Below are 26,006 nucleotides of genomic sequence, written 5' to 3' on the forward strand. Positions count from 1 at the left end.
GGGGGTTCCGGTGTTCTACCGGCTGCTGAAGTACGTGCTCCTCGGACCGCTGCTGAAACTGCTGTTCCGGCCGCGGGTGGAGGGGATCGAGCACATCCCGGAGGACGGCGCGGCGATCGTCGCGGGCAACCACCTCTCCTTCTCCGACCACTTCCTCATGCCGGTGGTGCTCGACCGGCGGATCACCTTCCTGGCGAAGCAGGAGTACTTCACCGGGCCGGGGCTGAAGGGGCGGCTGACGGCCGCGTTCTTCCGGGCGGCCGGGCAGATCCCGGTGGACCGCTCGGGCAAGGAGGCGGGTCAGGCGGCGATCCGCGAGGGCCTGGGGGTGCTGGCCAAGGACGAGTTGCTGGGCATCTACCCCGAGGGCACGCGCTCGCACGACGGGCGGCTGTACAAGGGCAAGGTCGGGGTGGCGGTGATGGCGCTGACGGCCGGGGTGAAGGTGGTGCCGTGCGCGATGGTCGGCACCTTCGAGATCCAGCCGCCGGGGCGGGTCGTGCCGCGGATCCGGCGGGTGACCATCCGGTTCGGTGAGCCGCTGGACTTCTCGCGGTTCGCGGGCTCGGCGGACGAGCGGGCGGTGGTGCGCGCGGTCACGGACGAGATCATGTACGCGATCATGCGGCTGTCGGGGCAGGAGTACGTGGACGAGTACGCGGCCGTGGTGAAGGGGTCCGGTTCGTGAGCGGTGGCTCGGGGACGGGCACGTGCAGCCGGCTCATGAGCGGTGGCTCGGGAACGGGCGCGTGCAGCCGGCTCATGAGCGGTGGAGGGGCGGTCGTTGTGCGATCGCCCCTCCAGCGTCCTTCACCGGCAGCCGGGCGTCACGGCCGCGGGGCGGCGTGCGGGGCGCAGGTCTGGTCCGTGGCGTCCAGCCTGCCGGTCAGCAGGTAGTCCTCGACCTTGGAGTTGAGGCACGGGTTGGCGAGGTTGGTGATGCCGTGCGAGCCGGCGTCCCGCTCCGTGATGAGGCGCGAGCTCTTGAAGCGCTTGTGCAGTTCCACAGCGCCCTCGTACGGGGTGGCGGCGTCACGCTCGGCCTGCGCGATGAGCACGGGCGGCAGGCCCTTGCCGGTCCTCACCTCCACGGGCTTCCGGCTCGGTACGCTCCACGTGGCGCAGGGGAGGTTCATCCAGGCATTCGCCCACGTCATGAACGGGTACTTCTCGTGGAGGCGGGAGTTGTCGCGGTCCCACTTCCTCCAGCTGGTCGGCCACGGGGCATCCGCACATTCGACGGCGGTGTAGACGGCGTTGCCGTTCTCGGCGGCGATGTTGCCGGCGGTGTCGGTGAGGTCGGCGGCGGCGTTGTCGATCAGCGGCTGCGGGTCGCCCGCGGCGTACGCGCTCCACGCCTCGGCGACGGGCGCCCACATGGAGTCGTAGTAGGGGGCGTTCTGGAAGAAGCCGACGAGTTCGGCCGGACCGACCTTGCCGCCGAGCGGCGCCTTCTTGGCGGCGGCGCGCAGGCTGTCCCACTGCTGCCGGACCTCGGCGAGGGTGTCGCCCAGGTGGTACGCGGCGTCGTTCTCGGCGACCCAGGTCATCCAGTCGGTGAGGCGGCCCTCGAAGGCGATGTCCTGGCCGAGGTTGGCCTCGTACCAGATCGACCGGGTCGACGGGTTGACGACGCTGTCCAGGACCATGCGGCGCACGTGGGTCGGGAAGAGGGTGCCGTAGACGGCGCCGAGGTAGGTGCCGTACGAGACGCCGACGAAGTTGAGCTTCCGCTCGCCGAGGGCGGCGCGGATGACGTCGAGGTCGCGCGCGGTGTTGGGCGTCGTCATGTGCGGGAGCATGTCGCCGCTCTTCTCGGCGCAGCCCTCGGCGTACTCCGCGGCGAGCTTGCGCTGCGCCCGCTTGTCGGCCTCGCTGTCGGGGACCGGGTCGAGCTTGGGGCCCTTGACGAACTCGGTCGGGTCGACGCAGGAGATCGGGGCGGACTTGCCGACGCCGCGCGGGTCGAAGCCGACGAAGTCGTAGGCCCTGGCGGTGTTCGCCCAGATCTTGCTCTGGGTGGTGACGCGGCGCGGGAAGCGCAGGCCGGAACCGCCGGGGCCGCCGGGGTTGTAGAGGAGCGCGCCCTGGCGCTCGGCCGGCGTGCCGGTGGCGGCGATCCGGTCGACGGCGATCTTGATCTTCTTCCCGTGCGGCTTCGCGTAGTCGACGGGCACGGTGACCCAGCCGCACTGGATCGGCTTCTCCAGGCCCCAGTCGGCGGGGCAGTCCTGCCAGTCGATGCCGGCGCGGGCCGCGCGGGCGGCGGCGACGGCGACTCCGGTCGCCTCGGTGACGCGGCCGTGGCGCGCGTCGCTGTCGGCGCTCGCGGCCGGAGCGGCGAGCGCGCCCGCGACGAGCGTGCCGACGATGAGTGTGCCGGCGGAGCCGAGCACTGTGGTGCGTCGTCTCACAAGTCCTCCCCCTGTGGGTGATCGTCTGTTCGAGCGATCCTTTCGCCAGGGAGGCGAGAACGTCATTCCGAACGCGCGTTTCTTTGCCGAACTAATAACCGGAGTGCGGCATCCGCTGAGCGGTGCACCCGGAATCCCCTCATCCGGTGCTGAGTTCGTCGAGCGCCGCGTCGAGGATCCGGCGCAGCGCGAGCGCGTCGGGGGCCACGGCGGTGACGAGGACGGCCGGGCCGGCGAGCGGGGTCAGCGCCGCGAGCTCGCCGAGCGGGCGCGCCGCCGGCGGCGCCTCCTCGTACGCCGGGTCGACGACGAGGAGTTGGCCGGTGGCCCGGTGACCGGCGAGGACGGCGCCGCCGTCCCAGCCGCCGGGTGCCCCGGGGCCGTACGAGAGTTCCTGGTCGAGCAGCGGCCGCCCAGCGCGGTGGACGGTGAGCCGGGAGAGCAGGGTGCCGGGCGGCTCGCCGTGCCGGCCGAGGATCTGTTCCTCGCGCAGGACGAGCCGGGCGGAGGCGGCGAGGTCGACGCGGGTGCGCGCGCGGAGGTCGGAGCCGTGGGCGCTGACCAGCTGCTCGGGCAGCCAGTGCAGCACCGCGTCGGCGCCCGCCCGGAGCCGGAGTTCGTACGCCGCGGGCTCCCCCGTGCGTCCGGGCAGGGCCAGCGTGGCAGCGGCCGAGTCGACCCGCAGCCTCGCCCCGTCGCGTACCTCCGCCTCGATCGCGAGCCGGTCGCCGCCGAGCGGGCCGCTCATCGCGCCGACCACCGTCACCCGCGACCAGCCGGGCGCGGCGGCGCGGGTACGGCGCAGGGCGAACGGCCCGTCGCTCACCAGGACCGGCAGGGTGCCGTCGGACTCGGCGGCAATCCGGGCGGTGGCGCGCAGGCTCATGCGGTGGGCGCCTGCACAGCCGTCCACTCGGCGAGCCGCGCGCGCACCCACGCGGCGACCGGGGTGACGCCTTCCTCCGAGCGGAGCGAGGTGAACGCCACCGGCAGGTCGCCGCGCTGCTCGGCCGCGTCGCGGGCCATCCGGCCGAGATCGGAGCCGACGTACGGGGCGAGGTCGGTCTTGTTGACGACGAGGAGGTCGGCGGTGGTGACGCCGGGGCCGCCCTTGCGGGGGATGTCGTCGCCGCCCGCGACGTCGATGACGAAGATCTGCGCGTCGACGAGGCCCTTGGAGAAGGTGGCGGTGAGGTTGTCGCCGCCGGACTCGACGAGGATCAGGTCGAGCGGGCCGACGCTGTCCTCCAGCTCCTCGACGGCTTCGAGGTTGGCGGAGATGTCGTCGCGGATCGCGGTGTGCGGGCAGGCGCCGGTCTCGACGGCCGCGATGCGCTCGGGCGGCAGCACCGCTTCGCGGAGCAGGAACTCGGCGTCCTCGCGGGTGTAGATGTCGTTGGTGACGACGGCGAGCGAGAGCGTGTCGCGGAGGGTGCGGCAGAGCGCGGCGACGGTGGCGGTCTTGCCGGAACCGACCGGGCCGCCGAGTCCGACGCGCAGCGCGCGCCGGGTGCCGTCGGGCCGGTGGGCGTCGGCGGAGACGGCGCCGTGGTGGGTGTGGCCGTGGTCGAGGTGCATGGAACGACTGCTCCTTGGATCGGAGGGGCTAGGAGGCGAAGAGGCGGACGGGCCAGGCCGCGTGCTGCTCGGCGGTGATGTCGAGGAGCGGCGCGGAGGCTGCGGGCAGCGCGTCGACGCCCTCGCGGGCGGCGCAGGCGGCCCGGTCGGCGACCGCGTCCATCTCGGGGGCGAGCCGGGCGAGGACCCCGGTCGCCTGGTACGGGTCGAGGCCCAGCAGGCGTACGACCGCCGTCGCGGGCCCGCCGACCGTCTCGTACGCGGCGCAGTGGGCGGCGTCCTCGGGGCCGAGGCCGGCCGCCCGCGCGGTGGCACCGAGGACGACGGGCTGGTGCGCGCCTCGCGGGAACGCGGACGCGAGCGCGTCGAGTTCCGGGCTCGGCCAGGCGGCGCGGGCGGCCCGCATCAGCTGTCGGCCGAGCCGGCGGGCGGCGGCGCGTAGGGCGGGCGAGGGGGTGCGGGCGTCGGCGGCCTCGTCGAGCGCGTACGGATCGAGCCCGAGGGCCGCGCCGGCTGAGAGGCCCGCCGCGGTGAGGCCCGCGGTGTGCAGACGCCCACGGCAGAAGGCTTCCAGTCCGGCGGCGTCGCGGATGCGCCCGGCCTTGACGGCGGCCTCGGCGCCGCCGGAGTGGGCGTGCCCGCCGGCGGGGAAGCGTCCGTCGGCGAGCACCAGGAGCGCGGAACGGGAGGCGGCCATCAGAAGAGGAAGTACCGCTGGGCCATCGGAAGCTCCGCGGCGGGGGCGGGTTCGACCGCTTCGCCGTCGATGGTGACGGTGAAGGTGTCGGCGTCGACCTCGACGCGCGGCAGGGCGTCGTTCTCCCGCATGTCGGCCTTGGTGACGCGGCGGGTGGAGCGGATCGGGGCGAACTCCTTGCCCAGACCGAGCCGCTGCGGCAGGTCGTCCTCGATGGCCGCCTCGGCGGTGAAGTTGACGGAGCCGGCGGCGGCCGCCTTGCCGAGGGCGCCGAACATGGGGCGGGGCAGCACGGGCTGGGGGGTGGGGATGGAGGCGTTGGCGTCGCCCATCTGGGCGTACGCGATCTGGCCGCCCTTGAGGACGACGAGCGGTTTGACGCCGAAGAAGGCCGGCTCCCACAGGACGAGGTCGGCGAGCTTGCCGGGTTCGACGGAGCCGACGAGGTGGTCCATGCCCTGGGCGGCCGCCGGGTTGATCGTGTACTTGGCGACGTAGCGGCGCGCCCGGTGGTTGTCGGCGCGGCCGTCCCCCGGCAGCGCGCCGCGCCGCTTCTTCATGACGTGGGCGGTCTGCCAGGTCCGCAGGATCACCTCGCCGATCCGGCCCATGGCCTGGGAGTCGGAGGAGATGATCGAGATGGCGCCGAGGTCGTGGAGGACGTCCTCGGCGGCGATCGTGGAGGGCCGGATCCGGGACTCGGCGAAGGCGAGGTCCTCGGGGACGGCCGGGTTGAGGTGGTGGCAGACCATCAGCATGTCGAGGTGTTCCTCGATGGTGTTGACGGTGTGCGGCCGGGTGGGGTTGGTCGAGCTGGGCAGCACGTACGGCTCGGACACCACGGTGATGATGTCGGGAGCGTGCCCGCCGCCCGCGCCCTCGGTGTGGTACGCGTGGATGGTCCTGCCCCCGATGGCGGCGAGGGTGTCACCGACGAATCCGGCCTCGTTGAGGGTGTCGGTGTGGATGGCGAGCTGGGCGCCGGTCTCCTCACAGACGCCCAGGCAGGCGTCGATGACGGCGGGGGTGGCCCCCCAGTCCTCGTGGATCTTGAAGCCGAGGGCTCCGCCGCGCAGCTGGGAGTGCATCGCCTCGCGGGACATGGTTGTGCCTTTGCCCAAGAGGCCGATGTTGACGGGGAAGGTGTCGAGCGCCTCGAACATCCGGGCCGTGTGCCAGGGGCCGGGGGTGACGGTGGTGGCCTTGGTGCCCTCGGCGGGGCCGGTGCCGCCGCCGACCAGGGTGGTGATCCCGGTGGCGAGCGCCTGCTCGACGACGGTCGGCGAGATGAAGTGGACGTGGGCGTCGACGCCGCCGGCGGTGACGATCCGTCCGTTGCCGACGATGATCTCGGTCTCGGGACCGATGACGAGCGCGGGGTGGACGCCGTCCATGGTGTCGGGATTGCCGGCCTTGCCGAGGGCGGTGATCCGGCCGTCCCGGATGCCGATGTCGGCCTTGACGATCCCCCAGTGGTCGAGGACGACGGCGCCGGTGATCACGGTGTCGGGGGCGCCTTCGGCCCGGGTGGTGCGGGCCTGGCCCATCGACTCGCGGATGACCTTGCCGCCGCCGAAGACGGCTTCGTCGCCGGCCCGTCCGGGTCCGCCCGAGCGGTCCTCCTCGATCTCGACGAGCAGGTCGGTGTCGGCGAGCCGGATGCGGTCGCCGGTGGTGGGGCCGAAGAGGTCGGCGTACACGGCGCGGTGGAGGTCAGGCACGGGGGGCTCCGGCGGAGGCTTCGGCGGGGACGGAGTCAGCGGCGGCGGGGGCGGCCGGGTCGGCGGGCGCGTCGAGGGGGCCGGCGGTCTCGCCGCGCAGGCCGGGGACGATCCGGTGGCCGGCGATCGGCACGAGTTCGACCTCGACGGGGATGCCGGGCTCGAAGCGCACGGCGGTACCGGCGGCGATGTGCAGCCGCTTGCCGCGGGCGGCCCGCCGGTCGAAGTCGAGACCGGGGTTGACCTCGGCGAAGTGGTAGTGGGAGCCGACCTGGACGGGCCGGTCGGCGGCGTTGAGGACGGTGAGGCGGGTGACGGGGCGGCCCTCGTTGAGGGGCACGGGCCCGTCCGCGTAGAGGATCTCTCCGGGGATCATCGGTGCCGGCCCCCGTCAGACGATCGGGTCGTGGACGGTGACGAGCTTGGTGCCGTCCGGGAAGGTGGCCTCGACCTGGACGTCGTGGATCATCTCCGGGATGCCGGCCATGACGTCGTCGCGGGAGAGCACCTTGCGTCCGGAGGCCATGAGTTCGGCGACGGTACGCCCGTCCCTGGCGCCCTCCAGGATGTGTGCCGTGATGAGGGCGACGGCCTCGGGATGGTTGAGCTTCACCCCGCGCGCGCGGCGCTTCTCCGCCACGTCGGCGGCCACATGGATGAGCAGGCGTTCCTGCTCGTGCGGGCTCAGTTGCACTCTTCCACCTCACAGTCGTCCACCGGGCCGCACCCGGACAGCTGCGGACCCTACCGACCGTCAACACTCTGTTGAACAGTCAAGATGCGGTGGACGGCCGGACATTGCACGTTAGGGCGGAAGTTTTTCCGGCGCGTTAACTCCCGCTTTGCGATTCGATGATCATCGGACCGGCGGGGCGGGGGTGGGCGCGCCCATCGACATGAGCCCGCGCAGCCCGTCGCGCAGGGCGTCGATCTCGACGTCGCCGAAGAGCGCCTGCTGGGCGATGAAGCCCTGGACGGTGGCGATGAGGGTGCGGGCCATGTGCGCGGAGGAGACGTCGGCGGGGACGAGGCCGTTCGCGCGGTACGCCTCGACCAGCTCCGCCCAGATCTCCCGCATACCGTCGAAGCCCTGGGCGAGGGTCTTCGCCAGGGCCTCGTCGCGGAGGGTCTCGGCCCACACCTGGATGACCAGCCGGGCGAACGCCTGCCGCTCGCCGCCCGCGATCCGCCCCTCCAGGACGATCGTCAGCACCCGCGCGATCAGCACGTCCGGCAGCGGCGGCGGGCTCGCCTCGGTGGCCTCGGCGAAGGCGCCGCGGATGCGCGCGAAGGTCTCCTCGGCGATGGCCGCGATCAGCTCGTCCTTGCCGCGGAAGTAGCGGTAGACGGCCCCGGCGGAGAGCCCGGCCTCGGTGAGCACGTCCTGCATGGAGGTGGCGTGGAAGCCGTTGCGGGCGAAGCAGCGGGCGGCGCCGTCGAGGATCTGGCGGCGGCGGGCGTCGAGGTGTTCCTGGGAGACACGGGCCATAGCCCTGAAGGTAAAACGAATATTCATTCTTGACAACTTCGACACCCCGGCGGACAGTGAGAGCACGGCAAAACGAACGATCCTTCTTTTTGATCTCCTCCGACGCGCCCGCCGTCCGAACCTGCGAATCGAGGCCGCCATGTCCGCCGCCACCGCCCCCGCGGGGCGCAAAGTCCTCGCGGTACTGCTGCTCGTCCCGGCACTCGCCGCCCTCGTCCTGTGGACCTTCGCCTGGCCCGCCGCCCGCATGGCACCGCGCGACCTGCCCATCGGCGTGGCCGGCCCGGCCGTCGCGGCGGACCGGGTCGCCGGCGAACTCGCCCACCGGGAGGGAGCCTTCGAGATCCACCGGTACGAGGACGCCGCCGCCGCGCGCTCCGCCGTCGAGAACCGCGAGGTCTACGGAGCGGTGGTCGTCACCCCGGCCGGCCCGGAACTGCTGACCGCCTCCGCCGGCAGCCCGGTCGTCGCCGGCCTGCTGCGCGAGGCCGTCACCGGACCGGCCGCCGCCGAGGGCCGGACCGTGCCGGTGACCGACGTCGTCGCCCTGCCCGCCGGCGATCCGCGCGGCGCCGTCCTGGGCGCGAGCCTGCTCCCGCTCGCCATCGCGGGCGCCGCCACCGGCGTGGCCACCCTGCTCCTCGGCCTGCGCGGAACCCGCGCGGCCGCCACCCTCGTCGGCGCCGCCGCACTCACGGGGCTCACCGGCGCGGCGCTCGCGCACGGCTGGCTCGGCGCACTGGCGGGGAACGTCTGGGCCGAGGCCGGGGTACTGGCCCTGACCGTCCTGGCGATCGGCGCGGCCTTCGCGGGACTCGCCACTCTGCTCGGCAAGCCCGGCTTCGGTCTCGCCGCGGTACTCACGGTCCTCGCGGGCAACGCCTTCTCCGGCATGGCCGGAGCGCCCGAACTCCTGCCGACCGGGTTCGGCCTCATCGGCCAGTGGCTCCCGCCGGGCGCGGCCGGTACGGCCCTGCGCTCCGTCTCCTCCTTCGACGGAGCCGGGGCCGGCGGACCGCTGCTCGTCCTCTCCCTCTGGGCGGCCGCGGGCCTGTCGGCCCTGGCACTGGGCGGGCGTCGCCGGACCGAGCCGGCCCCTGTACCGGCCACGGCCACGACCCGGACCCCGGCGGCGACGGCCTGACCCGCGCGCACCCCGACGCCGCGTGCCCCCGACGTGACGGTCGGGGGCACGCGGCATTCTCATGACACGGGGAGAGGAAGCCGGCCCGACGGTCGGCTCGCGCCGAGCTCCGGGTGACGGTCGGCTCGCGCCGGGCTCGCCGCGGCGGTCAGCTCGCGCCGGGGTCCCGGTGGTGGGCGGCGATGCCGAAGCGGCGCTGTTCACCCGCGGCGGAACCGAGGCCGCCGGCCACTCCCGTCTCGGACAGCGAACGGATCACCGACTCGACGGGCGTGTCCTGCGTCTCGGCCTCCAGTTTCTCGAGTCGTTCCAGGTCGGCGGCGGAGACCAGGCCGACGAGCGGCTTCCCGTGGCGGGTCACGACCACGCGCTCGCCGCCGTACACCACGCGGTTGATGAGGTCGGCGAGCTCCGCCCGCGCTTGCGTCACCGGGATCTCGTAGGTCATGCTCCTCATCTTACGGTCTGTACGTCCTGTACATTTTTTACAGAAGGAGGCACTCCTCATGTACGCACGCCATGTGCTGCCGGAGTTCTCGGAGCGGACCTCTTACGGCACCCGGACCCTCGACCCGTACGCGAAGCTCCTGGAGAACCGGGTCGTCTTCCTCGGCACGCCGGTCGACGACGTCGCCGCGACCGATGTCATCGCCCAGCTGCTGCACCTCGACCACGCCGAGCCCGGGCGGGACATCGCGCTGTACCTCAACTCCCCCGGCGGCTCCATGACCGCGATGACCGCGATCCACGACACGATGCGGAGCCTGGCGAGCGACGTGGAGACGACCTGCCTCGGCCAGGCCGGCTCCACGGCGGCGGTGCTCCTCGCCGCGGGCGCGCCCGGCAAGCGGATGATGCTGCCCGGCGCCCGGATCACCCTGCGCCAGCCCGTACTGGACGAGCCGTTCACCGGCCAGCCGTCCGACCTGGACCTCCAGGCGAGCGAACTGGACCGGCTGCGCGGTGTCATGACGCGACTGCTCGCCGCCTACACCGCCCACGACGAGGAGCGGGTCGCCGCCGACACCGACCGCCCGACCGTCCTCGACGCGCCCGCCGCACTGGCGTACGGCCTGGTCGACCACATCGTCAGCGACCGCCGGGCCGCCTCCGACCCGACCGCCCGGTGAGTCCGCGATGGTCCCGGAGCTTCCGCCGCTGCCCGCCCTGACGCGCGCCGAGGGGCAGTTCATCGACGCGTACCTCGAAGTCGTCGACCTCCTGGGGAAGATCAATCCATCCAGGACGACGCATACCTATGGAGCCCTGCGCGCCGCTCAAGCGCTGGCCGGCCGGGTCGACGCGCTTCGCGACGCTCTGACACTCATGCATATGCGGGGCGAGAGCGAGGTCCACGCCGAGACATTGGCCTGCGCGCTGCGGGTGTTGGACGGCGAGCGGCGGGCGGCGCGCGTCACCGTGCCCGAAACACGCGCGAGTTGACATTCCGACGTGTCGTGTCGAGCCCCGGACGGCCGACACGGGACGCAGAATCGATCCCCCGTTCGGCGTAGTCGCGGGATCGACAGGTGAAGCGGGCAAGTTGCGCAACAGGTGTACGCATTTGGCGGAATGGGACATTCCGACGCTGGTACGGGGCTCGTCGGCCAAACCTACGACGATCACGAAACCCACTTGTCCACCCGTATGGATCAGTCGTGAGGAGCCTCACATAACGCCGTTTCCACTCGGTTTTCGCCCGACCTGTGGGTCAAGATCCTCGACGACGACAAGCCCCCGCCACCCAGGCGGGGCGGTCCGGGCGGACGCCGAGTCCTGCCGCTGTCCCGGACGTCTGGTCGACAGGATTGGTTCGGCAGGAGTGGAGGACCCGAGCAGTACGGGTCGACCGCGCTGATTCCCCAGCGCGGCCGTCCCTTGGGGTGAAGCCGCAGCCGCGGCCGGGCATCTTCGCCTGCCCGAACCCGACAGGTCATCCTTCACAGGCGGCTGACGAAGGGTTGCGCATGACTGCGCAGATGCATGTCCCGTCCCTGCTGTCCCGGGCGGGAGCCGTCTCGGCTCTCACCCTCGCCGCCGTCGGCGGCACGCTCCTCGCACCCGGAGCGGCACCCGAGGCCCAGGCAGCCACCTCCCACGCGACGAAGGCACTGGGCGTCGCAGCCTCGAAGAAGGGCGCGCCCTACCGGTACGGCTCGACGGGACCCACCCGCTTCGACTGCTCCGGGCTCACGCTCTACGCGTACAAGAAGGCGGGCAAGTCGCTGCCCCGCACCGCGCAGCAGCAGTACAACAAGACCCGGCACATCTCCGCCTCCAGCCGGCAGAAGGGGGACCTCGTCTTCTTCCACTCGGGCGGCCGGGTCTATCACGTCGGGATCTACGCCGGCGGCGGCAAGATCTGGCATTCGCCCAAGACCGGCTCCTGGGTGAAGCTCGACAAGATCTGGTCCTCGAAGGTCTACTACGGGCGCGTGCGCTGACCCACCGGCGCCCGCGGTCGTCCCCGAGGTGCGGTGGCGCCGCCGCACCCCGCACCGCGGGCGCCGAGCACGTCCCCGCCCCACCGCGGGCTGCCCTAGGCATCTACCCAGTCCTTGCCTAGGATGCGGCGATGGCACTTGATCAAGCTCTCGTCGACGCCGCGGTCGCTCAACTGGACCGCCGCTGGCCCGCCGACGAGGCCGGCGGAGCCGCCGCCGTCCGCCTCGACGACGGCCGCATCCTGACGAGCGTCGGCTTCGACAACATCCACGGCAGCGTCACCCTGTGCCAGGAGACCGGAGCGTACTGCCAGGCGTACACCCTCGACCGCCGGGTGACCGCCTCCGTCTGCGTCTTCCGCGACCCGGAGGACGGCCGCTACGTCATCCTGCCCCCGTGCGGCATCTGCCAGGAGCGGCTCGCGCTCTGGGGCCCCGACGTCGAGGTCGGCGTACCCGACCCCGAGGACCCGGCCCGCTGGCTCTCCCGCAAGCTCATCGAGGTCAACCCGTACTACTGGGCCCCTCACTTCGCCGGCGGCGTGTGGCCCTCCACCAAGATGCACTCCGAATGAGCGGAGGCGTCGGACCGTGACGCGGGAGCCTCGGACCGTCGGGCGGGAGCCTCGGACCGTCGGGCGGAAGCGCGGGGCGCCTGGGCGGAAGTGACAGACCGTTCAGCAGGCGGGGACGGCGGCCGCGGCCCACGGCAGCGTGATCCACACGGTCTTCCCGCCCTCGGCGGTCGGCGTGACCGAGAGCCGGCCACCGGCCTCCGCCGCCAGGACCCGGATGATCGCCATGCCCCGCCCATTGTCCTGCTGGACGGCTGCAGGCAGCCGTCGCGGAAACCGCGGGTGGCTGTCGGTCACGCCGACCCTCAGCACCTCCTCGCGGTCGAGCCGCAGCTCGACGGTGAAGGTGGGCGACTGCCCAAAAGTGTGCTGCACCGCGTTGGTCGCGAGCTCCGAGACCATCAGCCGGATCGAGTCCGCCGGATCTCCCAGGTCATCCAGCCCCCAGCGGCCGAGCACGTCCGCCACGAACCTCCGCGCCGTGGCGACCGCGGCGGGATCGCTCGGCAGCGTGACGGATGCTTCCTGGTGATCTGCCATGGCGACGTCGTCCCTTTCCCGCCGGGGCCGTCGCCCCGGATCGCACTCGGCGTCAGCCTGTCACCGAACCCGGGCCGGGGTGGGGCGTTCTCCCAAGATATGCCCCGTTACGTCGCCCGAAGCGGTGAACTCTCGGCCACGGAGCCGCCCTTGGGCCGGACCGACCGAGCCCGCCGCCAGGACACCGGACACGGCCGGGGCACGGCACCCGGGTCAGCGCGCTCCGGCCGGCGCGGTCCGCACGATGGTCGCGACCGCCTGCTCGATCTGCGCGTCCGTGAGGTCGGCGCGGGCCGTCAGGCGCAGCCGCGAGATCCCGTCGGGCACCGACGGCGGTCGGAAGCACCCCACGGACAGGCCGTGTTCACGGCAGTCGGCCGCCCACCCCAGCGCCTCCTCCGGCCCCGGTGCACGGACCGACACCACGGCCGCGTCCGGCCGGGCCGAGGTGAATCCCGCCCCGGTGAGCTCACGGTGCAGGGTGGTCGCGACCGTACGCGCCCGCTCGGCGAGGCCCGGATCGGCCGCGATCAGCCGGAGGCTCTGGAGCGCCGCGCCCGTGGCGGCCGGGGCGAGCCCGGTGTCGAAGATGAACGTCCGCGCCGCGTTGACCAGGTGCTCGATCACCCGGGCCGGGCCGAGGACCGCACCGCCCTGGCTGCCCAGCGACTTGGAGAGCGTGAGAGTGGCGACCACGTCCTCGTCGCCCGCGAGCCCCGCGCCGTGCAGCGCGCCGCGTCCGCCCGCGCCGAGCACGCCGAAACCGTGCGCGTCGTCCACGACGAGCCCGGCGCCGTGCTCGCGGCAGGCGGCGGCGAGCTCCTCCAGCGGTGCACGGTCGCCGTCGACCGAGAAGACGGAGTCGCTGACGGCAAGGGCTCGCCGTCCCGGATGCGCCTCCAGCGTCTTGCGTACGGCTTCGGGGTCGGCGTGCGGCACCACGGCGGCCTCCGCACGGGCGAGCCGGCAGCCGTCCACGATCGAGGCGTGGTTGGCGGCGTCGGACACGATCAGCGCGCCCTGGCCGCCCAGCGCGGTGAGCGCGGCGAGGTTGGCGGTGTAGCCGGACGAGAAGACGAGGGCGGCCTCGAAGCCGCAGAACGCGGCCAGTTCCTCCTCCAGCCGGGTGTGCAGCCGGGTCGTGCCGGTGACGAGACGCGAACCGGTCGCGCCGGCGCCCCAGCGGCGGGCCGCCTCGGCCGCCGCGCCGGTGACCTCGGGGTGCCGGGTGAGGCCGAGGTAGTCGTTGCCCGCCAGGTCGAGCAGGTCCGATGCGGCGGGGCGCGGTCGCAGCGTCCGCACCAGTCCGGCCTCGGCCCGGCGGCGCGCCTCCGCACCGGTCCAGTCGAAGGCTGAGCGGTGTGGGTGCTCGGTCGGCCGGATCGGCTGGGGCGGCCGGATCGGCTCGGTCGGCTGGATCCGCTGGGTCGGCTGGGGCGGCTGGACCTGGGACATTCGGCGTTCCTTCTGTCGGCACCTCTGTCGGCGCCCTGTGCCGGCACCTTTTGTAGGCAGCGCACAGACCCTAACGGCAGCGGGCCGAGGTCGGGATGTGGTCATACACACACCTCCATCGGGCGCGTTTGTTCAGATCCTCCTTGGCCGGGGGGTGTGCCGTAGGCAAGGATCAGCGCTTATGGACCTGCTGAACACGCTGGTGGAGAAGGGGCTGCGGCGCGAGTCGCCGAGCCGTGAAGAAGCGCTCGCCGTGCTGGCGACCTCCGACGACGACCTGCTCGATGTGGTGGCGGCGGCCGGCAAGGTGCGCCGTCAGTGGTTCGGGCGGCGGGTGAAGCTGAACTACCTGGTCAACCTGAAGTCCGGTCTGTGCCCCGAGGACTGCTCGTACTGTTCGCAGCGGCTCGGCTCGAAGGCCGACATCCTCAAGTACACCTGGCTGAAGCCGGACGAGGCGTCCGACGCGGCCGCCGCCGGCATCGCCGGCGGTGCCAAGCGCGTCTGTCTGGTGGCGAGCGGGCGCGGTCCGACGGACCGGGACGTCGAGCGGGTCGGCAGGACCATCGAGGCGATCAAGGAGCAGAACGAGGGCGTCGAGGTGTGCGCCTGCCTCGGTCTGCTCTCGGACGGTCAGGCGGAGCGGCTGAAGACGGCCGGCGCCGACGCGTACAACCACAACCTCAACACCTCCGAGGGCACGTACGGCGAGATCACCACCACCCACACCTACGCGGACCGGGTGGACACCGTGCAGAAGGCGCACGCGGCGGGCCTCTCGGCCTGCTCCGGCCTGATCGCGGGCATGGGCGAGACCGACGAGGACCTGGTCGACGTGGTCTTCGCCCTGCGCGAGCTGGACTCGGACTCGGTGCCGGTCAACTTCCTCATCCCCTTCGAGGGGACGCCGCTGGCGAAGGAGTGGAACCTCAGCCCGCAGCGCTGCCTGCGGATCCTCGCCATGGTCCGCTTCGTCTGCCCCGACGTGGAGGTGCGGATCGCCGGCGGCCGCGAGGTCCACCTGCGGTCGATGCAGCCGCTGGCACTGAACATCGCCAACTCGATCTTCCTGGGCGACTACCTCACCAGCGAGGGCCAGGCCGGCAAGGCCGACCTCGACATGATCGCGGACGCCGGCTTCGAGGTGGAGGGCGCGGGGACGACCACGCTGCCCGCCCACCGCGCCGACGCGCTCGCGGCGAAGGGTGGCGGCTGCGGTTCGCACGCCTCGGCGGGCGGCTGCGGCTCCGGGGCGGGCGGCGGCTGCGGCGCGCACGCGGAAGCCGACGCGGACGGGACGGCCAGTGCTGGTAGCGGCTGCGGTCCGTGCGGCGGCGGCCACGCGGCTCCCCCGGCCGAGGCTCCGGTCACCGTGCCCGCCGGCGCCTCGGAGGCCAGGACCGACCTGGTGGCGGTGCGCCGTCGCGGGGCCGGTACGGACCTCGCGCCGAACGCGTAACGGGTGACGATGCGCAACGACGAACTCCTCGCCCTGGACCGGGCGCACGTGTGGCATCCGTACGGCCCCATGCCGGGCCGTACGGAGCCGCTGGTGGTCGAATCCGCGTCCGGTGTGCGACTGCACCTCGCCGAGCCGGCCGAGGGACGGACCGAGCTGATCGACGGCATGTCCTCGTGGTGGTCGGCTGTGCACGGCTACAACCACCCGGTCCTCAACGAGGCGGCGCGCGGCCAGCTCGACAAGATGAGCCACGTGATGTTCGGCGGCCTCACCCACGAGCCGGCGGTACGTCTCGCCGCCCGGCTCGTCGAGATCACGCCCGAGCCGCTGCGGCACGTCTTCCTCAGCGACTCCGGCTCCGTCGCGGTCGAGGTCGCGGCCAAGATGTGCCTGCAGTACTGGCGTTCGCTGGGCCGGCCCGCCAAGCGGCGGCTGCTGACCTGGCGCGGCGGCTACCACGGCGACACCTGGCAGCCGATGTCGGTGTGCGATCCCGAGGGCGGGATGCACCAGCTGTGGTCCGGCGTGCTCCAGCAGCAGGTCTTCGTCGACGCGCCGCCGGCCGCGTACGAGGAGTCGTACGCCGAGCTGCTCCGCGCCACGATCGGGCGGCACGCGGACGAACTGGCCGCGGTGATCGTCGAGCCGGTGGTGCAGGGCGCGGGCGGCATGCGCTTCCACGACCCCGCCTATCTGCGGGTGCTGCGCGAGGCGTGCGACGCACACGACGTACTGCTCGTCTTCGACGAGATCGCCACGGGCTTCGGCCGCACGGGCACGCTGTTCGCCGCGGACCAGGCCGGGGTCTCCCCCGATGTGATGTGCCTGGGCAAGGCGTTGACGGGCGGCTATCTGTCGATGGCGGCGACCTTGTGCACCGGCACAGTGGCCGACGGCATCTCCCAGGGCGAGGTGCCCGTGCTCGCGCACGGGCCGACGTTCATGGGCAACCCGCTGGCCTCGGCCGTCGCCTGCGCCTCCATCGACCTGCTGCTCTCCGGGGACTGGGCGCAGGAGGTCAAGCGGATCGAGAACGGACTGTGCGACGGCCTCGCCGGCACCGAGAACGTCCCGGGTGTCCGCGACGTCCGGGTGCTCGGCGCGATCGGCGTCGTCCAGCTCGACCACGAGGTCGACATGGCTGCGGCGACCCGGGCTGCCGTGCGGGAGGGCGTCTGGCTGCGCCCGTTCCGGGACCTCATCTACACGATGCCGCCGTATGTGACGGACGACGCCGATCTGGCGCGGATCTGCGCGGCCGTGCGCGCCGCGGCCACCGCGGGCTGATACAGCCCGCGCGGGTGGCGTCCGGGCGGACTCGTCCGGACGCCACCCGCGCGGGCGCAGAGAAGGGAACATCATGAGCATCGTCGTCGTCAGCGGGACGGGGACGGAGATCGGCAAGACCGTCGTCACGGCGGCGGTCGCCGCCGCGGCGGTCGCCGCCGGACGTTCGGTCGCGGTCCTCAAGCCCGCCCAGACCGGGCTGACGCCCGAGGAGCGCGGCGACGCCGACGAGGTGCTGCGGCTCTCGGGAGCGAAGACCTCCGCCGAGCTGGCCCGCTATCCCGAACCCCTCGCCCCGGCCACCGCCGCCCGGCGCGCCGCGATGGCCCCGGTCGGCCCCGCTCGGGTCGCCGAGGCCGCCCGGGAGCTCGCCGCGTCGCACGACCTGGTGCTCGTCGAGGGCGCGGGCGGGCTGCTCGTCCGCTTCGACGAGGACGGCGGCACGCTCGCGGATGCCGCCCGGCTGCTCGGCGCACCCGTCCTCGTGGTCGCGCCGGCCGGACTCGGAACGCTGAACTCGACGGCGCTGACGGCGGAGGCGCTGCGCGCACGCGGGATCGAGCAGCTCGGCGTGGTCGTCGGCAGCTGGCCTGCGGCACCGGACCTCGCGGCTCTGTGCAATCTGGCCGACCTGCCGGACGCGGCCGGCGCGCCGCTGCTCGGCGCGGTGCCGGAGGGCTCCGGGGCGCTGGACCCGGCGGTCTTCCGCGCGGCGGCGGGCGGCTGGCTCGCCCCCGCACTCGGCGGCACGTGGGACGCGGACGCGTTCGCGCGCGCCGCCGGGGCCTGATCCGTCGGCGCGTGTCGATGCGTTTCCCGGGCCCACGCGCGCGTGCCCCCTCCGTAGAGTGACGGCATGCGCGCACAGGTTCAGGAACTCGTCTTCGACTGCGGCGATCCGGCCGCGCTGGTCCGCTTCTGGGCGGAGCTCCTCGGCGGGGAACCCGTCGACCGGAGCGCCGACTGGTCGTACGTGGACCCGCCCGGGTTCGTCCGCGTCGCCTTCCAGCGTGTGCCCGAGGGCAAGGCGGCGAAGAACCGGCTCCACCTCGATCTGGAGGTGCCCGATCCGGAGGCGGCGGCCGGCGAGTGGGCGCCGCGCGGCGCGGTCCGCGTCGGCGGGCTCGTCACCGACGAGCAGGGGTCCTTCCAGGTGATGCGGGACCCGGAGGGCAACGAGTTCTGCTTCGTCACGGGGTGACGCGCGGCGCACGGCGTCGTCGTGGATTGACGCGCGGCGCATGTCGTCATCGTCGGTTGACGCGCGGCCCACGGCGTCGTGGCCGGCCGACGTCTGTCGCCGTTTCCCACGGAACGGAATGTGCTGGCGACGTCCGTACCCACGTGGTGGGATCGAGCCATGATCGACATACCGACGCAGACCCGGATCCGTACCGCCGTGCCCTCCGACGCCGAGTCCGTGCTCGCCTTCTGGCGCGATTCCGCCGAGGGCACCTCCATCTCCGACGACGTCGACGGGGTGAAGCGGCTCCTCGACCGCGACCCCGAGGCCCTGATCCTCGCCGTGGACGGTGACGACCGTATCGTCGGCTCCGTTATCGCCGGCTGGGACGGCTGGCGCGCCTCGCTCTACCGGCTCGCGGTGCTCCCGTCGTACCGTCGGCGCGGCCTTTCCAAGGTCCTGCTGAAGGCGGCGGAGGATCGTTTCGCCGCGCTCGGCGGACGCCGCGCGGACGCAATGGTCCTGGAGGCGAACGAGCGCGCCCACCATGCCTGGGGCGCGGCGGGGTACGAGCGCCAGGACCAGTGGCGCCGGTGGGTGAAGCCCTTCACCGGGTGATCGACCGGCCGTTTTGCCGGTCCTTTACCATGGGATCTCCTTCAGACCACCGTTACGACCGAGACGACCGAAAGGTGTGAACGTCCGCCCATGGGCGAGCCTCCCAGTAGTACTGGTGCCTCCCTCACCGAAAGCACCGGTTCCGATTCCGGCGACCGACATCGCGCGCTCCGCATCCCGCTGACTGATCATGGGACGGAGGTGAACCGATGACCGAAGTGCTTCTGCTCCTGGTGGCGCTCCTCCTCGCCGTGGCGTGCGGCGCGTTCGTGGCGGCGGAGTTCTCGCTGACCACCGTCGAACGGGGCGAGCTCGAAGCGGCCGTCGAGCGCGGCGAACGCGGCGCGGCCGGCGCCCTCAAGGCCGTCAAGTCGCTCACGTTCCAGCTCTCCGGCGCGCAGCTCGGCATCACCGTCACCAACCTGATCGTCGGCATGCTCTCCGAGCCCTCCATCTCCAAGCTGATCAAGGGCCCGGTCGAGGCGCTCGGCCTCTCCCCCTCGGTGGCCTCCTCGGTCGCCCTGGTCCTCGGCACCGCCGTGTCCACCGTGGTTCTCATGGTGGTCGGCGAGCTGGTGCCCAAGAACTGGGCGATCTCCTCGCCCCTCGCCGTCGCGAAGGTCGTGGCGACGCCCCAGCGCGTGTTCACGGCCGCGTTCAAGCCGCTGATCAGCCACCTGAACAACACCGCCAACCGGATCCTGCGCCGCCTGGGCATGGAGCCCACCGAGGAGCTCGCGTCCGCGCGTTCCCCCCAGGAGCTGGTGGCGCTCGCACGCCACTCGGCGAAGGAGGGCGCCCTGGAGGCTGACACGGCGGAATTGTTCGTTCGCACACTGAACCTCGCGGAGCTCACCGCCGAGAACGTGATGACGCCTCGCGTCCAGGTGACCGCGCTGGAGGTGCAGGCCACCGCCGAGGACGTCGCGAACGCCACGCGCGCCACCGGTCTCTCCCGCTTCCCCGTCTACCGGGGCAACCTCGACACGGTCGTGGGCATCGCCCACATCAAGGACGTCCTCGCCATACCGGCCGCCGCGCGGCGGCTGCGCCGCGTGGGCGACATCGCGCGCGAGCCGCTGCTCGTGCCCGAGACGCTGACGGTGGACAAACTGCTCGACCGGCTCTCCGGCAAACAGACGATGGCTGTCGTCATCGACGAGTACGGCGGCACGGCCGGCGTCGCGACCCTGGAGGACATCGTCGAGGAGGTCGTCGGCGAGGTCCGCGACGAACACGACCCGCACGAGACCCCCGACCTGGCGCACGTGGGTGAGGACCAGGACGGCCGGGTGCTGTGGTCGGCCGATGGAGCCGCGCGTACCGACCAGTTGGAACGTATCGGCCTGAAGGTGCCGGACGGACCGTACGAGACCCTCGCCGGTGTCCTCGCGACGGCGCTGGGCCGGATCCCGGCCGTCGGCGACAGCGTGGAACTGGGCGGCTGGCACCTCGACGTCGTCGACGCCTCCGGGCGCCGCGCCGCGCGCGTCCTGATGCACGCGCCGCTCCCCCAGGACGAAGACGAGGCCGGGGAGGCGCACCGATGACCGCGATCCAACTGCTGATCGGCCTGCTGACGCTGGTCGTGAACGCCTTCTTCGTCGGGGCCGAGTTCGCCCTGATCTCGGTCCGGCGCAGCCAGATCGAGCCGCTCGCCGAAGCCGGCGACCGGCGGGCCCGCAGCGTCGTCTGGGGGCTGGAGCACGTCTCCGCACTGCTCGCGGCGGCGCAGCTCGGCATCACGCTGTGCACCCTGGTGCTCGGCATCGTGGCCGAGCCGGCCATCGCGCACCTGCTGGAGCCCGTCTTCGACGCCATCGGCGTGCCGCACGGTCTGGTCCACCCGATCTCGTTCGTGATCGCGCTGACCGTGGCCACCTACCTGCACATGCTGCTCGGCGAGATGGTCCCGAAGAACATCGCGCTCGCCGAACCGACCAAGAGCGCGCTGATCCTCGGCCCGCCGCTGGTGGCCCTGGCCCGCGCGCTGCGGCCGGTCATCTTCACCATCAACGCCTTCGCGAACCTGCTGCTGAAGCTGTTGCGGGTGGAGACGAAGGACGAGGTGTCGGCGACGTTCTCGGACGACGAGCTGGCACGGATGGTCACCGACGCGAGCGACGCCGGTCTGCTCGACGACCGCGCGACCGAGCGTCTGCACGACGCCCTGGAGCTGGGCCGCCGCCCGGTGCGGGACGTGGTCATGCCGGTGGAGAAGGTGATGTACGCGCAGGTGGGCACCACCCCGGAGGAGCTGGAGGCACTGTCCGCCACCTCGGGCTTCTCCCGCTTCCCCGTGGTCGACTCCGACCGCCGGATCCTGGGCTACCTCCATGTGAAGGACGCCCTGGACATCACGCCGCGCGACCTGCCGTTCCCGGTGTCGGCGCTGCGGCCGATCGCCCGCGTGCGCGCGGCGACGCCGATGGACGACGTGCTGACGGCGCTGCGCCGCAGCCGCACGCATCTCGCCGCGGTGCTCGACGAGGACGGCAAGCTGGCCGGCCTGGTGACGATGGAGGACGTGCTGCGCGAACTGGTGGGCCGCCCGGCGGGGCCGTGACGACACGGTGCGTGGGCACCTGCACAGGGAAGGGCCCCGGGATCTCGGATCCCGGGGCCCTTCCCGCTGCCGCCCGGGGGTATGGGTACGCAGCCATGTTCGGGTGTTCAGAGCGCGTCGCGACAGAGCACGCCGTGTCACAGCGCGGCGCGACAGAGCACGCCGTGTCCAGAGCGCGGCCTGTCAGAGCCGAGGTGCGTCAGAGCGCGGCGACCGTGAGCCAGTCGTTGAGGACGTCGCGGTCGCCGGCGAGAGTGAAGCGGTGATCGTCGGCGGGGTACCGGCGGTGCATCAGCAGGAGGAGTTCACCCGCGTCCGCCGTCACGCTCGCGGTCGGCTCGACGCCGCCGCTCCCCCGGCTCCAGCTGAAACCGCCCCCGCCGAGAACGAGCGTCCAGACGACACCACTGTCGCGCGCGACCAGGCGCAGGACGGCGCCGTCACGGTCGAGATGGGCGAGCGGTTCGGCGATCCACGGCACGTGGGGCGCCGTGGTGAGGAAGTGGTCGAGCGCGTCGGCGGCAGTCCCGGGGTCGAGCGGCGCGGCCGTGCCGGTGAGCGCGATCTCGGCGTCGGCCAGGTGGACGACGGTCTCGGCGAGCACATGACGCGGGTAGTGGCGTACGGACGGGTCGGCGCCCGGCGACCACACCGGCGCCGCCGGGTCGGCGGCGCGCGCCGCGGTCGTGAACCCCTCCGCGTGGACGCTGAACCAGTCGGCGTACGAGGACGGGTCGGCCGGCGGGTCGAGGGCCAGGTCCCCGGCGCGTACGCGGGTGGCGGGGCGCACGGTCACGAGGTGCGCGGCCCAGTCGTGGACGGTGCCGAGGTGGCGCGTCAGGTGGGCGAGCGTCCAACCGGGGCAGGTCGGCACGGGCGTCGCGGGATCGGCGTCCCTGACGGTGTCCGCGTACCGAACCGCCCGCTCGGCGACGGCGTCGACGACGGCGAGGTGTGCGTCCTGGGCGTCCTGGGCGTCCTGGGCGTCCTGGGCGGCGTCCTCGGTGAGGCGCAGAACAGCGGTGACCCTGAGCAGCTCGTCACGCGAGGGGCCCGGCGGCCGGCGCAGCGCCGTGGCGCGGAGGAGTCCGTCGAGGGTGCTCCGGTCGGTCCGGCCGAGTCCGGAGAGCGCGTGGGCGGTGCCCTCCAGCCACCTCCCGGCCGTGTCGGGGTCCAGGGTGTCCTCGTCGCTGGTCTCGACCGCGGTCACCAGCCCGGCCAGCGCGTCGGCCAGGGCGTTCAGGAGCGCGTCGCTCATCGGGTTTCCCCTCCCGGGTTCTCCACGGCACCCGCGCATACCGCACGGTATGATCAGGTCCGCCATGGAGATCAATGCCACGTACAACAGTCTCGTCGCCGTCGGGGACAGCTTCACCGAGGGTATGTCGGACCTGAGGCCCGACGGCTCCTACCGGGGCTGGGCGGACGTCCTCGCGGGCCGGCTCGCGACCCGCGCACCGGGCTTCCGGTACGCGAACCTCGCCGTCCGGGGAAAGCTCATCGGACAGATCGTCGAGGAGCAAGTTCCCCTGGCCGCCGAGATGAAGGCCGATGTCGTCACCCTCGTCGGCGGCCTCAACGACACGCTCCGGCCCAAGGTCGACATGGTCCGCGTGAAGGACCTCCTGACCGAGGCCGTGGAACACCTCACACCTGCCTGCGGGCAGCTCGTCCTGATGCGGAGCCCCGGCCGGAACGGTCCGGTCATGGAGCGTTTCCGCCCCCGCATGGAGGAGCTCTTCACCCACATCGACGAGCTGGCCGCCCGGCACGGCGCGCTCGTCGTCGACCTGTACGGGGTGCCGGTTCTCGGCGACCCCCGGCTGTGGGACGTGGACCGGCTGCACCTCACCGCCGACGGCCACCGGCGGGTGGCCGAGGCCGTCTGGCAGACGCTGGGACTCACCGCCGAGGACGACTGGCGGGCCCCGCTGCCGGCTGCCGCGGGACCGGGCTGGGTCGCGCGCCGCACCGCGGACGCCCGCTTCGCCAGGGAGCACCTCGGCCCGTGGATCGGCCGCCGGCTCACCGGCCGCTCGTCCGGCGACGGCCGCCCTCCGAAGCGACCCGAGCTGCTGCCGTACGAGACGGGATACGAGACCGGTTCCGCGGCCACATCCGCAGCCGAGTCCGAGACCTGATCCGCAGCCCGGTCCGAGGTCTGATCCGCGGCCGGGTCCGAGGTCTGAAGGCCGTCGCCGCCGTCGCCGGCGTGAGCTGGGTCTCGTAGCAAGCTCCAGCCGAGACCACGGCGCTGGCCTGCAGAAATCACCAGTAAACTCTGGACACGTGACTGCTGCGACTGTGAAGCCCCGTATCCCCAACGTCCTGGCCGGCCGCTACGCCTCCGCGGAGCTCGCCGTCCTCTGGTCCCCCGAGCAGAAGGTGAAGCTGGAGCGCCAGCTGTGGCTCGCCGTGCTGCGTGCCCAGAAGGACCTCGGGATCGAGGTCCCGGACGCGGCGATCGCCGACTACGAGCGCGTCCTCGACCAGGTCGACCTCGGCTCCATCGCCGAGCGCGAGAAGGTCACCCGGCACGACGTGAAGGCGCGCATCGAGGAGTTCAACGCCCTCGCCGGCCATGAGCACGTGCACAAGGGCATGACCTCCCGCGACCTCACGGAGAACGTCGAGCAGCTCCAGATCCGGCTCTCCCTGGAGCTGGTCCGGGACCGCACGGTCGCCGTTCTAGCGCGCCTCGGCAAGCTGTCCGCCGAGTACGGCGAGCTCGTCATGGCTGGGCGCTCGCACAACGTCGCCGCCCAGGCCACCACCCTCGGCAAGCGCTTCGCGACCACCGCGGACGAGCTCCTCGTGGCGTACACGCGCCTGGAGGACCTGCTCGGCCGCTACCCGCTGCGCGGCATCAAGGGCCCCGTCGGCACGGCCCAGGACATGCTCGACCTGCTCGGCGGCGACGCCGGCAAGCTCGCCGACCTTGAGCAGCGGATCGCCGGCCACCTCGGCTTCGCGCACGCCTTCACCTCGGTCGGCCAGGTCTACCCGCGCTCCCTCGACTACGACGTGGTCACCGCGCTGGTGCAGCTCGCCGCCGGCCCCTCGTCGATCGCCAAGACGATCCGCCTGATGGCCGGCCACGAGCTCGTCACCGAGGGCTTCAAGCCCGGCCAGGTCGGCTCCTCCGCGATGCCGCACAAGATGAACACCCGTTCCTGCGAGCGCGTCAACGGCCTCATGATCATCCTGCGCGGTTACGCCTCGATGACCGGCGAGCTCGCCGGCGACCAGTGGAACGAGGGCGACGTGTCCTGCTCCGTGGTCCGCCGCGTGGCCCTGCCGGACGCGTTCTTCGCGCTCGACGGCCTGCTGGAGACCTTCCTCACCGTGCTCGACGAGTTCGGCGCCTTCCCGGCCGTCGTCGCCCGCGAGCTCGACCGCTACCTCCCCTTCCTCGCCACGACCAAGGTCCTCATGGCCTCGGTCCGCGCCGGCGTGGGCCGCGAGCTCGCCCACGAGGCGATCAAGGAGAACGCGGTGGCCTCCGCCCTCGCGATGCGCGAGCAGGGCGTCGAGCGCAACGAGCTGCTCGACAAGCTCGCCGCCGACGACCGCATCCCGCTGGACCGCGCGCAGCTCGACGAGCTGATGGCGGACAAGCTCTCCTTCACCGGCGCCGCCGCCGACCAGGTCGCCACCGTGGTGTCCCGGATCGAGGAGCTCGTCAAGCAGCACCCGGAGGCCGCCGCCTACACCCCCGGGGCGATCCTCTGACCCGGACCCGCCGGTTCACCCGTGAGGAACTGGAGGCCGCCCGCGACCGCGTCGTCCCCGACGTGGCCGAGGGCGGCCTCGCCGTTCTCTTCTGCGGCATCAATCCGGGCCTGATGACCGCCGCGACCGGCCACCACTTCGCCCGCCCCGGCAATCGCTTCTGGCCGGTGCTCCACCTCGCCGGCTTCACTCCCCGCCTGCTGCGCCCCGACGAGCAGGACGAGCTGCTCGCGTACGGTCTCGGCATCACCAACGTCGCCGCCCGGCCGACCGCCCGCGCCGACGAACTGAGCCGCGAGGAGTACGCCGAGGGCGGCCGCGTCCTCACCGCGAAGGTCCTGCGGCTGAAACCCCGCTGGCTGGCGGTCGCCGGCGTGACCGCGTACCGCACGGCGTTCGGCGAACCTAAGGCGGCGATCGGCCCGCAGGAGCGGACCATCGGGACGACCCGGATCTGGGCGCTGCCCAATCCGAGCGGGCTCAACGCGCACTGGACGGTGGCCACGATGGCCGAGGAGTACGCCCGCCTGCGGGAGGCCGCCGGCCTGCCGGCCGCGAAGCCGGGTACGTAACCCGGCCCAGGTACGTATCGGCGGCGTACCGACGGCTGCGGCCACACCTACGGCGGATCCACGTCCGTGATGACGGCGAGGAGCTGGAACGGCAGGTCCTCGCCCCATTGCGCGACGCCCAGCCCGATCCATCGGGCGCCCACACGCCAGAGCATGAGGTCCGGCACGTGCGCGCACAGGCCGGACCAGGGCTCCGGCAGCGGCTCCCCCTCCACGCTGCGGTCCCGCAGCGACCACAGGCTCATGTGGTCCGGTTCGCCCCAGCGCGCCGCGAGTACCGCGGCCAGCCCGTCCCGCTCGGCCTCGTACTGCTCCCCGACGACTTCCCGGTGGCTCCCGCCGCCCTCGCGGAACTCCTCGCTGGTGGCGAGCGCGGCGACATGGAAGCCCGGCCCGCTGTCGACGTGGCCGGAGCGCGCCGGCCGTGCCGGGAACTCCCGCGACCGCAGTAAGTCGAGGTCCGACAGAAAGCGTGTCGTGGTCATGTGCCCAGTAAACCGTCCGGCACTGACAGTTGGCGCCCCGTCAG

General features: G+C 72.7%; 29 protein-coding genes and 1 riboswitch. Of the genes, 16 read left to right on the top strand and 13 right to left on the bottom strand.

What is annotated here, in order from left to right; all coding sequences use genetic code 11:
* Window positions 1-10: 10 nt before the first annotated feature.
* A complete protein-coding gene (locus tag ACIGHB_RS13145) occupies window positions 11-688 on the top strand; it encodes a lysophospholipid acyltransferase family protein (RefSeq protein WP_399912470.1) in 678 nt (225 codons plus the stop codon).
* Between the two features lie 139 nt (window positions 689-827).
* Here ACIGHB_RS13145 and ACIGHB_RS13150 read toward each other — a convergent pair whose 3' ends face one another.
* The 8 genes from ACIGHB_RS13150 to ACIGHB_RS13185 form a co-directional block, all read right to left on the bottom strand.
* Window positions 828-2,414, bottom strand: a complete 1,587-nt coding sequence (locus ACIGHB_RS13150) for an alpha/beta hydrolase (protein ID WP_399912473.1) — start codon at window positions 2,412-2,414, stop codon at window positions 828-830.
* Between the two features lie 139 nt (window positions 2,415-2,553).
* A complete protein-coding gene (locus tag ACIGHB_RS13155; protein ID WP_399912476.1) occupies window positions 2,554-3,300 on the bottom strand; it encodes an urease accessory protein UreD in 747 nt (248 codons plus the stop codon).
* On the bottom strand, window positions 3,297-3,992 hold the full coding sequence (ureG, locus tag ACIGHB_RS13160; RefSeq protein ID WP_399912479.1) for an urease accessory protein UreG: 696 nt from the start codon (window positions 3,990-3,992) through the stop codon (window positions 3,297-3,299). The genes ACIGHB_RS13155 and ureG overlap by 4 nt, the downstream gene beginning before the upstream one ends.
* A 28-nt stretch (window positions 3,993-4,020) precedes the next feature.
* A complete protein-coding gene (locus ACIGHB_RS13165) occupies window positions 4,021-4,689 on the bottom strand; it encodes an urease accessory protein UreF (protein WP_399912482.1) in 669 nt (222 codons plus the stop codon).
* Window positions 4,689-6,410 carry an urease subunit alpha gene (locus ACIGHB_RS13170; RefSeq protein ID WP_399912485.1) on the bottom strand — a complete coding sequence of 574 codons (1,722 nt, stop codon included), beginning with the start codon at window positions 6,408-6,410 and terminating at the stop codon, window positions 4,689-4,691. The genes ACIGHB_RS13165 and ACIGHB_RS13170 overlap by 1 nt, the downstream gene beginning before the upstream one ends.
* Window positions 6,403-6,786: an urease subunit beta gene (locus tag ACIGHB_RS13175; protein ID WP_399912488.1), complete on the bottom strand. Its 384-nt coding sequence runs from the start codon at window positions 6,784-6,786 to the stop codon at window positions 6,403-6,405. The genes ACIGHB_RS13170 and ACIGHB_RS13175 overlap by 8 nt, the downstream gene beginning before the upstream one ends.
* Window positions 6,787-6,801: 15 nt before the next feature.
* Window positions 6,802-7,104 (bottom strand): urease subunit gamma, encoded by a 303-nt coding sequence (locus tag ACIGHB_RS13180; RefSeq protein WP_360322443.1) that lies wholly within the window; start codon window positions 7,102-7,104, stop codon window positions 6,802-6,804.
* 162 nt (window positions 7,105-7,266) lie between these two features.
* Window positions 7,267-7,899 carry a TetR/AcrR family transcriptional regulator gene (locus ACIGHB_RS13185; protein ID WP_399912492.1) on the bottom strand — a complete coding sequence of 211 codons (633 nt, stop codon included), beginning with the start codon at window positions 7,897-7,899 and terminating at the stop codon, window positions 7,267-7,269.
* Between the two features lie 139 nt (window positions 7,900-8,038).
* Between ACIGHB_RS13185 and ACIGHB_RS13190 the strand changes: the two genes are divergently transcribed.
* Window positions 8,039-9,043, top strand: a complete 1,005-nt coding sequence (locus ACIGHB_RS13190; RefSeq protein WP_399912494.1) for an ABC transporter permease — start codon at window positions 8,039-8,041, stop codon at window positions 9,041-9,043.
* A 148-nt stretch (window positions 9,044-9,191) separates the two neighbouring features.
* Here ACIGHB_RS13190 and ACIGHB_RS13195 read toward each other — a convergent pair whose 3' ends face one another.
* Window positions 9,192-9,491 (bottom strand): type II toxin-antitoxin system Phd/YefM family antitoxin, encoded by a 300-nt coding sequence (locus ACIGHB_RS13195; protein WP_388878786.1) that lies wholly within the window; start codon window positions 9,489-9,491, stop codon window positions 9,192-9,194.
* 58 nt (window positions 9,492-9,549) lie between these two features.
* Here ACIGHB_RS13195 and ACIGHB_RS13200 point away from each other — a divergent pair, with 58 nt between their 5' ends.
* The 4 genes from ACIGHB_RS13200 (at window position 9,550) to ACIGHB_RS13215 (ending at window position 12,062) form a co-directional block, all read left to right on the top strand.
* Window positions 9,550-10,173 carry an ATP-dependent Clp protease proteolytic subunit gene (locus ACIGHB_RS13200; protein ID WP_399912498.1) on the top strand — a complete coding sequence of 208 codons (624 nt, stop codon included), beginning with the start codon at window positions 9,550-9,552 and terminating at the stop codon, window positions 10,171-10,173.
* A gap of 7 nt (window positions 10,174-10,180) precedes the next feature.
* Window positions 10,181-10,486, top strand: a complete 306-nt coding sequence (locus tag ACIGHB_RS13205) for a hypothetical protein (protein WP_360313256.1) — start codon at window positions 10,181-10,183, stop codon at window positions 10,484-10,486.
* Window positions 10,487-10,800: 314 nt separating this feature from the next.
* Window positions 10,801-11,007: riboswitch (cyclic di-AMP (ydaO/yuaA leader) on the top strand.
* Window positions 11,008-11,010: 3 nt separating this feature from the next.
* Window positions 11,011-11,487: a C40 family peptidase gene (locus tag ACIGHB_RS13210; RefSeq protein WP_360313258.1), complete on the top strand. Its 477-nt coding sequence runs from the start codon at window positions 11,011-11,013 to the stop codon at window positions 11,485-11,487.
* A 131-nt stretch (window positions 11,488-11,618) separates the two neighbouring features.
* Window positions 11,619-12,062 carry a cytidine deaminase gene (locus ACIGHB_RS13215; RefSeq protein ID WP_399912502.1) on the top strand — a complete coding sequence of 148 codons (444 nt, stop codon included), beginning with the start codon at window positions 11,619-11,621 and terminating at the stop codon, window positions 12,060-12,062.
* Between the two features lie 102 nt (window positions 12,063-12,164).
* Here ACIGHB_RS13215 and ACIGHB_RS13220 read toward each other — a convergent pair whose 3' ends face one another.
* Both ACIGHB_RS13220 and ACIGHB_RS13225 read right to left on the bottom strand, forming a co-directional pair.
* Complete coding sequence (locus ACIGHB_RS13220; protein WP_360313262.1) at window positions 12,165-12,602, bottom strand: ATP-binding protein; 438 nt, start codon at window positions 12,600-12,602, stop codon at window positions 12,165-12,167.
* Between the two features lie 213 nt (window positions 12,603-12,815).
* On the bottom strand, window positions 12,816-14,057 hold the full coding sequence (locus tag ACIGHB_RS13225; protein ID WP_399912505.1) for an 8-amino-7-oxononanoate synthase: 1,242 nt from the start codon (window positions 14,055-14,057) through the stop codon (window positions 12,816-12,818).
* 181 nt (window positions 14,058-14,238) lie between these two features.
* Here ACIGHB_RS13225 and bioB point away from each other — a divergent pair, with 181 nt between their 5' ends.
* The 7 genes from bioB to ACIGHB_RS13260 all read left to right on the top strand — a co-directional run bounded on the left by bioB (window position 14,239) and on the right by ACIGHB_RS13260 (window position 21,173).
* Window positions 14,239-15,516, top strand: coding sequence for a biotin synthase BioB (gene bioB, locus ACIGHB_RS13230; RefSeq protein ID WP_399912508.1), 1,278 nt, complete (start codon window positions 14,239-14,241; stop codon window positions 15,514-15,516).
* A 9-nt stretch (window positions 15,517-15,525) separates the two neighbouring features.
* Window positions 15,526-16,806 (top strand): adenosylmethionine--8-amino-7-oxononanoate transaminase, encoded by a 1,281-nt coding sequence (locus tag ACIGHB_RS13235; RefSeq protein ID WP_360313268.1) that lies wholly within the window; start codon window positions 15,526-15,528, stop codon window positions 16,804-16,806.
* A 73-nt stretch (window positions 16,807-16,879) separates the two neighbouring features.
* A complete protein-coding gene (gene bioD / locus ACIGHB_RS13240) occupies window positions 16,880-17,596 on the top strand; it encodes a dethiobiotin synthase (RefSeq protein WP_399912512.1) in 717 nt (238 codons plus the stop codon).
* A gap of 66 nt (window positions 17,597-17,662) precedes the next feature.
* Window positions 17,663-18,007 carry a VOC family protein gene (locus tag ACIGHB_RS13245; protein WP_360313272.1) on the top strand — a complete coding sequence of 115 codons (345 nt, stop codon included), beginning with the start codon at window positions 17,663-17,665 and terminating at the stop codon, window positions 18,005-18,007.
* 159 nt (window positions 18,008-18,166) lie between these two features.
* Window positions 18,167-18,607 (top strand): GNAT family N-acetyltransferase, encoded by a 441-nt coding sequence (locus ACIGHB_RS13250; RefSeq protein ID WP_399912515.1) that lies wholly within the window; start codon window positions 18,167-18,169, stop codon window positions 18,605-18,607.
* A 209-nt stretch (window positions 18,608-18,816) separates the two neighbouring features.
* Window positions 18,817-20,157: a hemolysin family protein gene (locus ACIGHB_RS13255; RefSeq protein WP_399912517.1), complete on the top strand. Its 1,341-nt coding sequence runs from the start codon at window positions 18,817-18,819 to the stop codon at window positions 20,155-20,157.
* Window positions 20,154-21,173, top strand: coding sequence for a hemolysin family protein (locus ACIGHB_RS13260; protein ID WP_399912520.1), 1,020 nt, complete (start codon window positions 20,154-20,156; stop codon window positions 21,171-21,173). The genes ACIGHB_RS13255 and ACIGHB_RS13260 overlap by 4 nt, the downstream gene beginning before the upstream one ends.
* A gap of 199 nt (window positions 21,174-21,372) precedes the next feature.
* Here ACIGHB_RS13260 and ACIGHB_RS13265 read toward each other — a convergent pair whose 3' ends face one another.
* Window positions 21,373-22,431, bottom strand: a complete 1,059-nt coding sequence (locus ACIGHB_RS13265; protein ID WP_399912524.1) for a maleylpyruvate isomerase N-terminal domain-containing protein — start codon at window positions 22,429-22,431, stop codon at window positions 21,373-21,375.
* Between the two features lie 64 nt (window positions 22,432-22,495).
* On the opposite strand from ACIGHB_RS13265, the gene ACIGHB_RS13270 reads away from it, so the two are divergent.
* The 3 genes from ACIGHB_RS13270 (at window position 22,496) to mug (ending at window position 25,477) form a co-directional block, all read left to right on the top strand.
* Window positions 22,496-23,314 carry an SGNH/GDSL hydrolase family protein gene (locus ACIGHB_RS13270; RefSeq protein ID WP_399912526.1) on the top strand — a complete coding sequence of 273 codons (819 nt, stop codon included), beginning with the start codon at window positions 22,496-22,498 and terminating at the stop codon, window positions 23,312-23,314.
* Between the two features lie 148 nt (window positions 23,315-23,462).
* The gene (gene purB / locus ACIGHB_RS13275; RefSeq protein WP_399912529.1) at window positions 23,463-24,905 is read left to right on the top strand and encodes an adenylosuccinate lyase; all 1,443 of its coding nucleotides are present in this window, start codon (window positions 23,463-23,465) and stop codon (window positions 24,903-24,905) included.
* A gap of 62 nt (window positions 24,906-24,967) precedes the next feature.
* Complete coding sequence (mug, locus tag ACIGHB_RS13280; RefSeq protein WP_388878737.1) at window positions 24,968-25,477, top strand: G/U mismatch-specific DNA glycosylase; 510 nt, start codon at window positions 24,968-24,970, stop codon at window positions 25,475-25,477.
* A gap of 47 nt (window positions 25,478-25,524) precedes the next feature.
* On the opposite strand, the gene ACIGHB_RS13285 is transcribed toward mug, so the two are convergent.
* Window positions 25,525-25,962, bottom strand: coding sequence for a hypothetical protein (locus ACIGHB_RS13285; RefSeq protein WP_399912532.1), 438 nt, complete (start codon window positions 25,960-25,962; stop codon window positions 25,525-25,527).
* Between the last annotated feature and the right edge of the window lie 44 nt (window positions 25,963-26,006).

Source organism: Streptomyces sp. NPDC085460 (assembly GCF_044541975.1).
Classification (GTDB): domain Bacteria; phylum Actinomycetota; class Actinomycetes; order Streptomycetales; family Streptomycetaceae; genus Streptomyces.

What these genes read in the sequence shown, in the direction of transcription:
- ACIGHB_RS13155 (WP_399912476.1), bottom strand. Translation starts at nt 3,300, where the DNA reads ATGAGCCTGCGCGCCACCGCCCGGATTGCCGCCGAGTCCGACGGCACC.
- ureG (WP_399912479.1), bottom strand. Translation starts at nt 3,992, where the DNA reads ATGCACCTCGACCACGGCCACACCCACCACGGCGCCGTCTCCGCCGAC.
- ACIGHB_RS13165 (WP_399912482.1), bottom strand. Translation starts at nt 4,689, where the DNA reads ATGGCCGCCTCCCGTTCCGCGCTCCTGGTGCTCGCCGACGGACGCTTC.
- ACIGHB_RS13175 (WP_399912488.1), bottom strand. Translation starts at nt 6,786, where the DNA reads ATGATCCCCGGAGAGATCCTCTACGCGGACGGGCCCGTGCCCCTCAAC.
- ACIGHB_RS13185 (WP_399912492.1), bottom strand. Translation starts at nt 7,899, where the DNA reads ATGGCCCGTGTCTCCCAGGAACACCTCGACGCCCGCCGCCGCCAGATC.
- ACIGHB_RS13190 (WP_399912494.1), top strand. Translation starts at nt 8,039, where the DNA reads ATGTCCGCCGCCACCGCCCCCGCGGGGCGCAAAGTCCTCGCGGTACTG.
- ACIGHB_RS13195 (WP_388878786.1), bottom strand. Translation starts at nt 9,491, where the DNA reads ATGACCTACGAGATCCCGGTGACGCAAGCGCGGGCGGAGCTCGCCGAC.
- ACIGHB_RS13200 (WP_399912498.1), top strand. Translation starts at nt 9,550, where the DNA reads ATGTACGCACGCCATGTGCTGCCGGAGTTCTCGGAGCGGACCTCTTAC.
- ACIGHB_RS13205 (WP_360313256.1), top strand. Translation starts at nt 10,181, where the DNA reads ATGGTCCCGGAGCTTCCGCCGCTGCCCGCCCTGACGCGCGCCGAGGGG.
- ACIGHB_RS13210 (WP_360313258.1), top strand. Translation starts at nt 11,011, where the DNA reads ATGACTGCGCAGATGCATGTCCCGTCCCTGCTGTCCCGGGCGGGAGCC.
- ACIGHB_RS13215 (WP_399912502.1), top strand. Translation starts at nt 11,619, where the DNA reads ATGGCACTTGATCAAGCTCTCGTCGACGCCGCGGTCGCTCAACTGGAC.
- ACIGHB_RS13220 (WP_360313262.1), bottom strand. Translation starts at nt 12,602, where the DNA reads ATGGCAGATCACCAGGAAGCATCCGTCACGCTGCCGAGCGATCCCGCC.
- ACIGHB_RS13225 (WP_399912505.1), bottom strand. Translation starts at nt 14,057, where the DNA reads ATGTCCCAGGTCCAGCCGCCCCAGCCGACCCAGCGGATCCAGCCGACC.
- bioB (WP_399912508.1), top strand. Translation starts at nt 14,239, where the DNA reads ATGGACCTGCTGAACACGCTGGTGGAGAAGGGGCTGCGGCGCGAGTCG.
- ACIGHB_RS13235 (WP_360313268.1), top strand. Translation starts at nt 15,526, where the DNA reads ATGCGCAACGACGAACTCCTCGCCCTGGACCGGGCGCACGTGTGGCAT.
- bioD (WP_399912512.1), top strand. Translation starts at nt 16,880, where the DNA reads ATGAGCATCGTCGTCGTCAGCGGGACGGGGACGGAGATCGGCAAGACC.
- ACIGHB_RS13245 (WP_360313272.1), top strand. Translation starts at nt 17,663, where the DNA reads ATGCGCGCACAGGTTCAGGAACTCGTCTTCGACTGCGGCGATCCGGCC.
- ACIGHB_RS13250 (WP_399912515.1), top strand. Translation starts at nt 18,167, where the DNA reads ATGATCGACATACCGACGCAGACCCGGATCCGTACCGCCGTGCCCTCC.
- ACIGHB_RS13255 (WP_399912517.1), top strand. Translation starts at nt 18,817, where the DNA reads ATGACCGAAGTGCTTCTGCTCCTGGTGGCGCTCCTCCTCGCCGTGGCG.
- ACIGHB_RS13260 (WP_399912520.1), top strand. Translation starts at nt 20,154, where the DNA reads ATGACCGCGATCCAACTGCTGATCGGCCTGCTGACGCTGGTCGTGAAC.
- ACIGHB_RS13265 (WP_399912524.1), bottom strand. Translation starts at nt 22,431, where the DNA reads ATGAGCGACGCGCTCCTGAACGCCCTGGCCGACGCGCTGGCCGGGCTG.
- ACIGHB_RS13270 (WP_399912526.1), top strand. Translation starts at nt 22,496, where the DNA reads ATGGAGATCAATGCCACGTACAACAGTCTCGTCGCCGTCGGGGACAGC.
- ACIGHB_RS13285 (WP_399912532.1), bottom strand. Translation starts at nt 25,962, where the DNA reads ATGACCACGACACGCTTTCTGTCGGACCTCGACTTACTGCGGTCGCGG.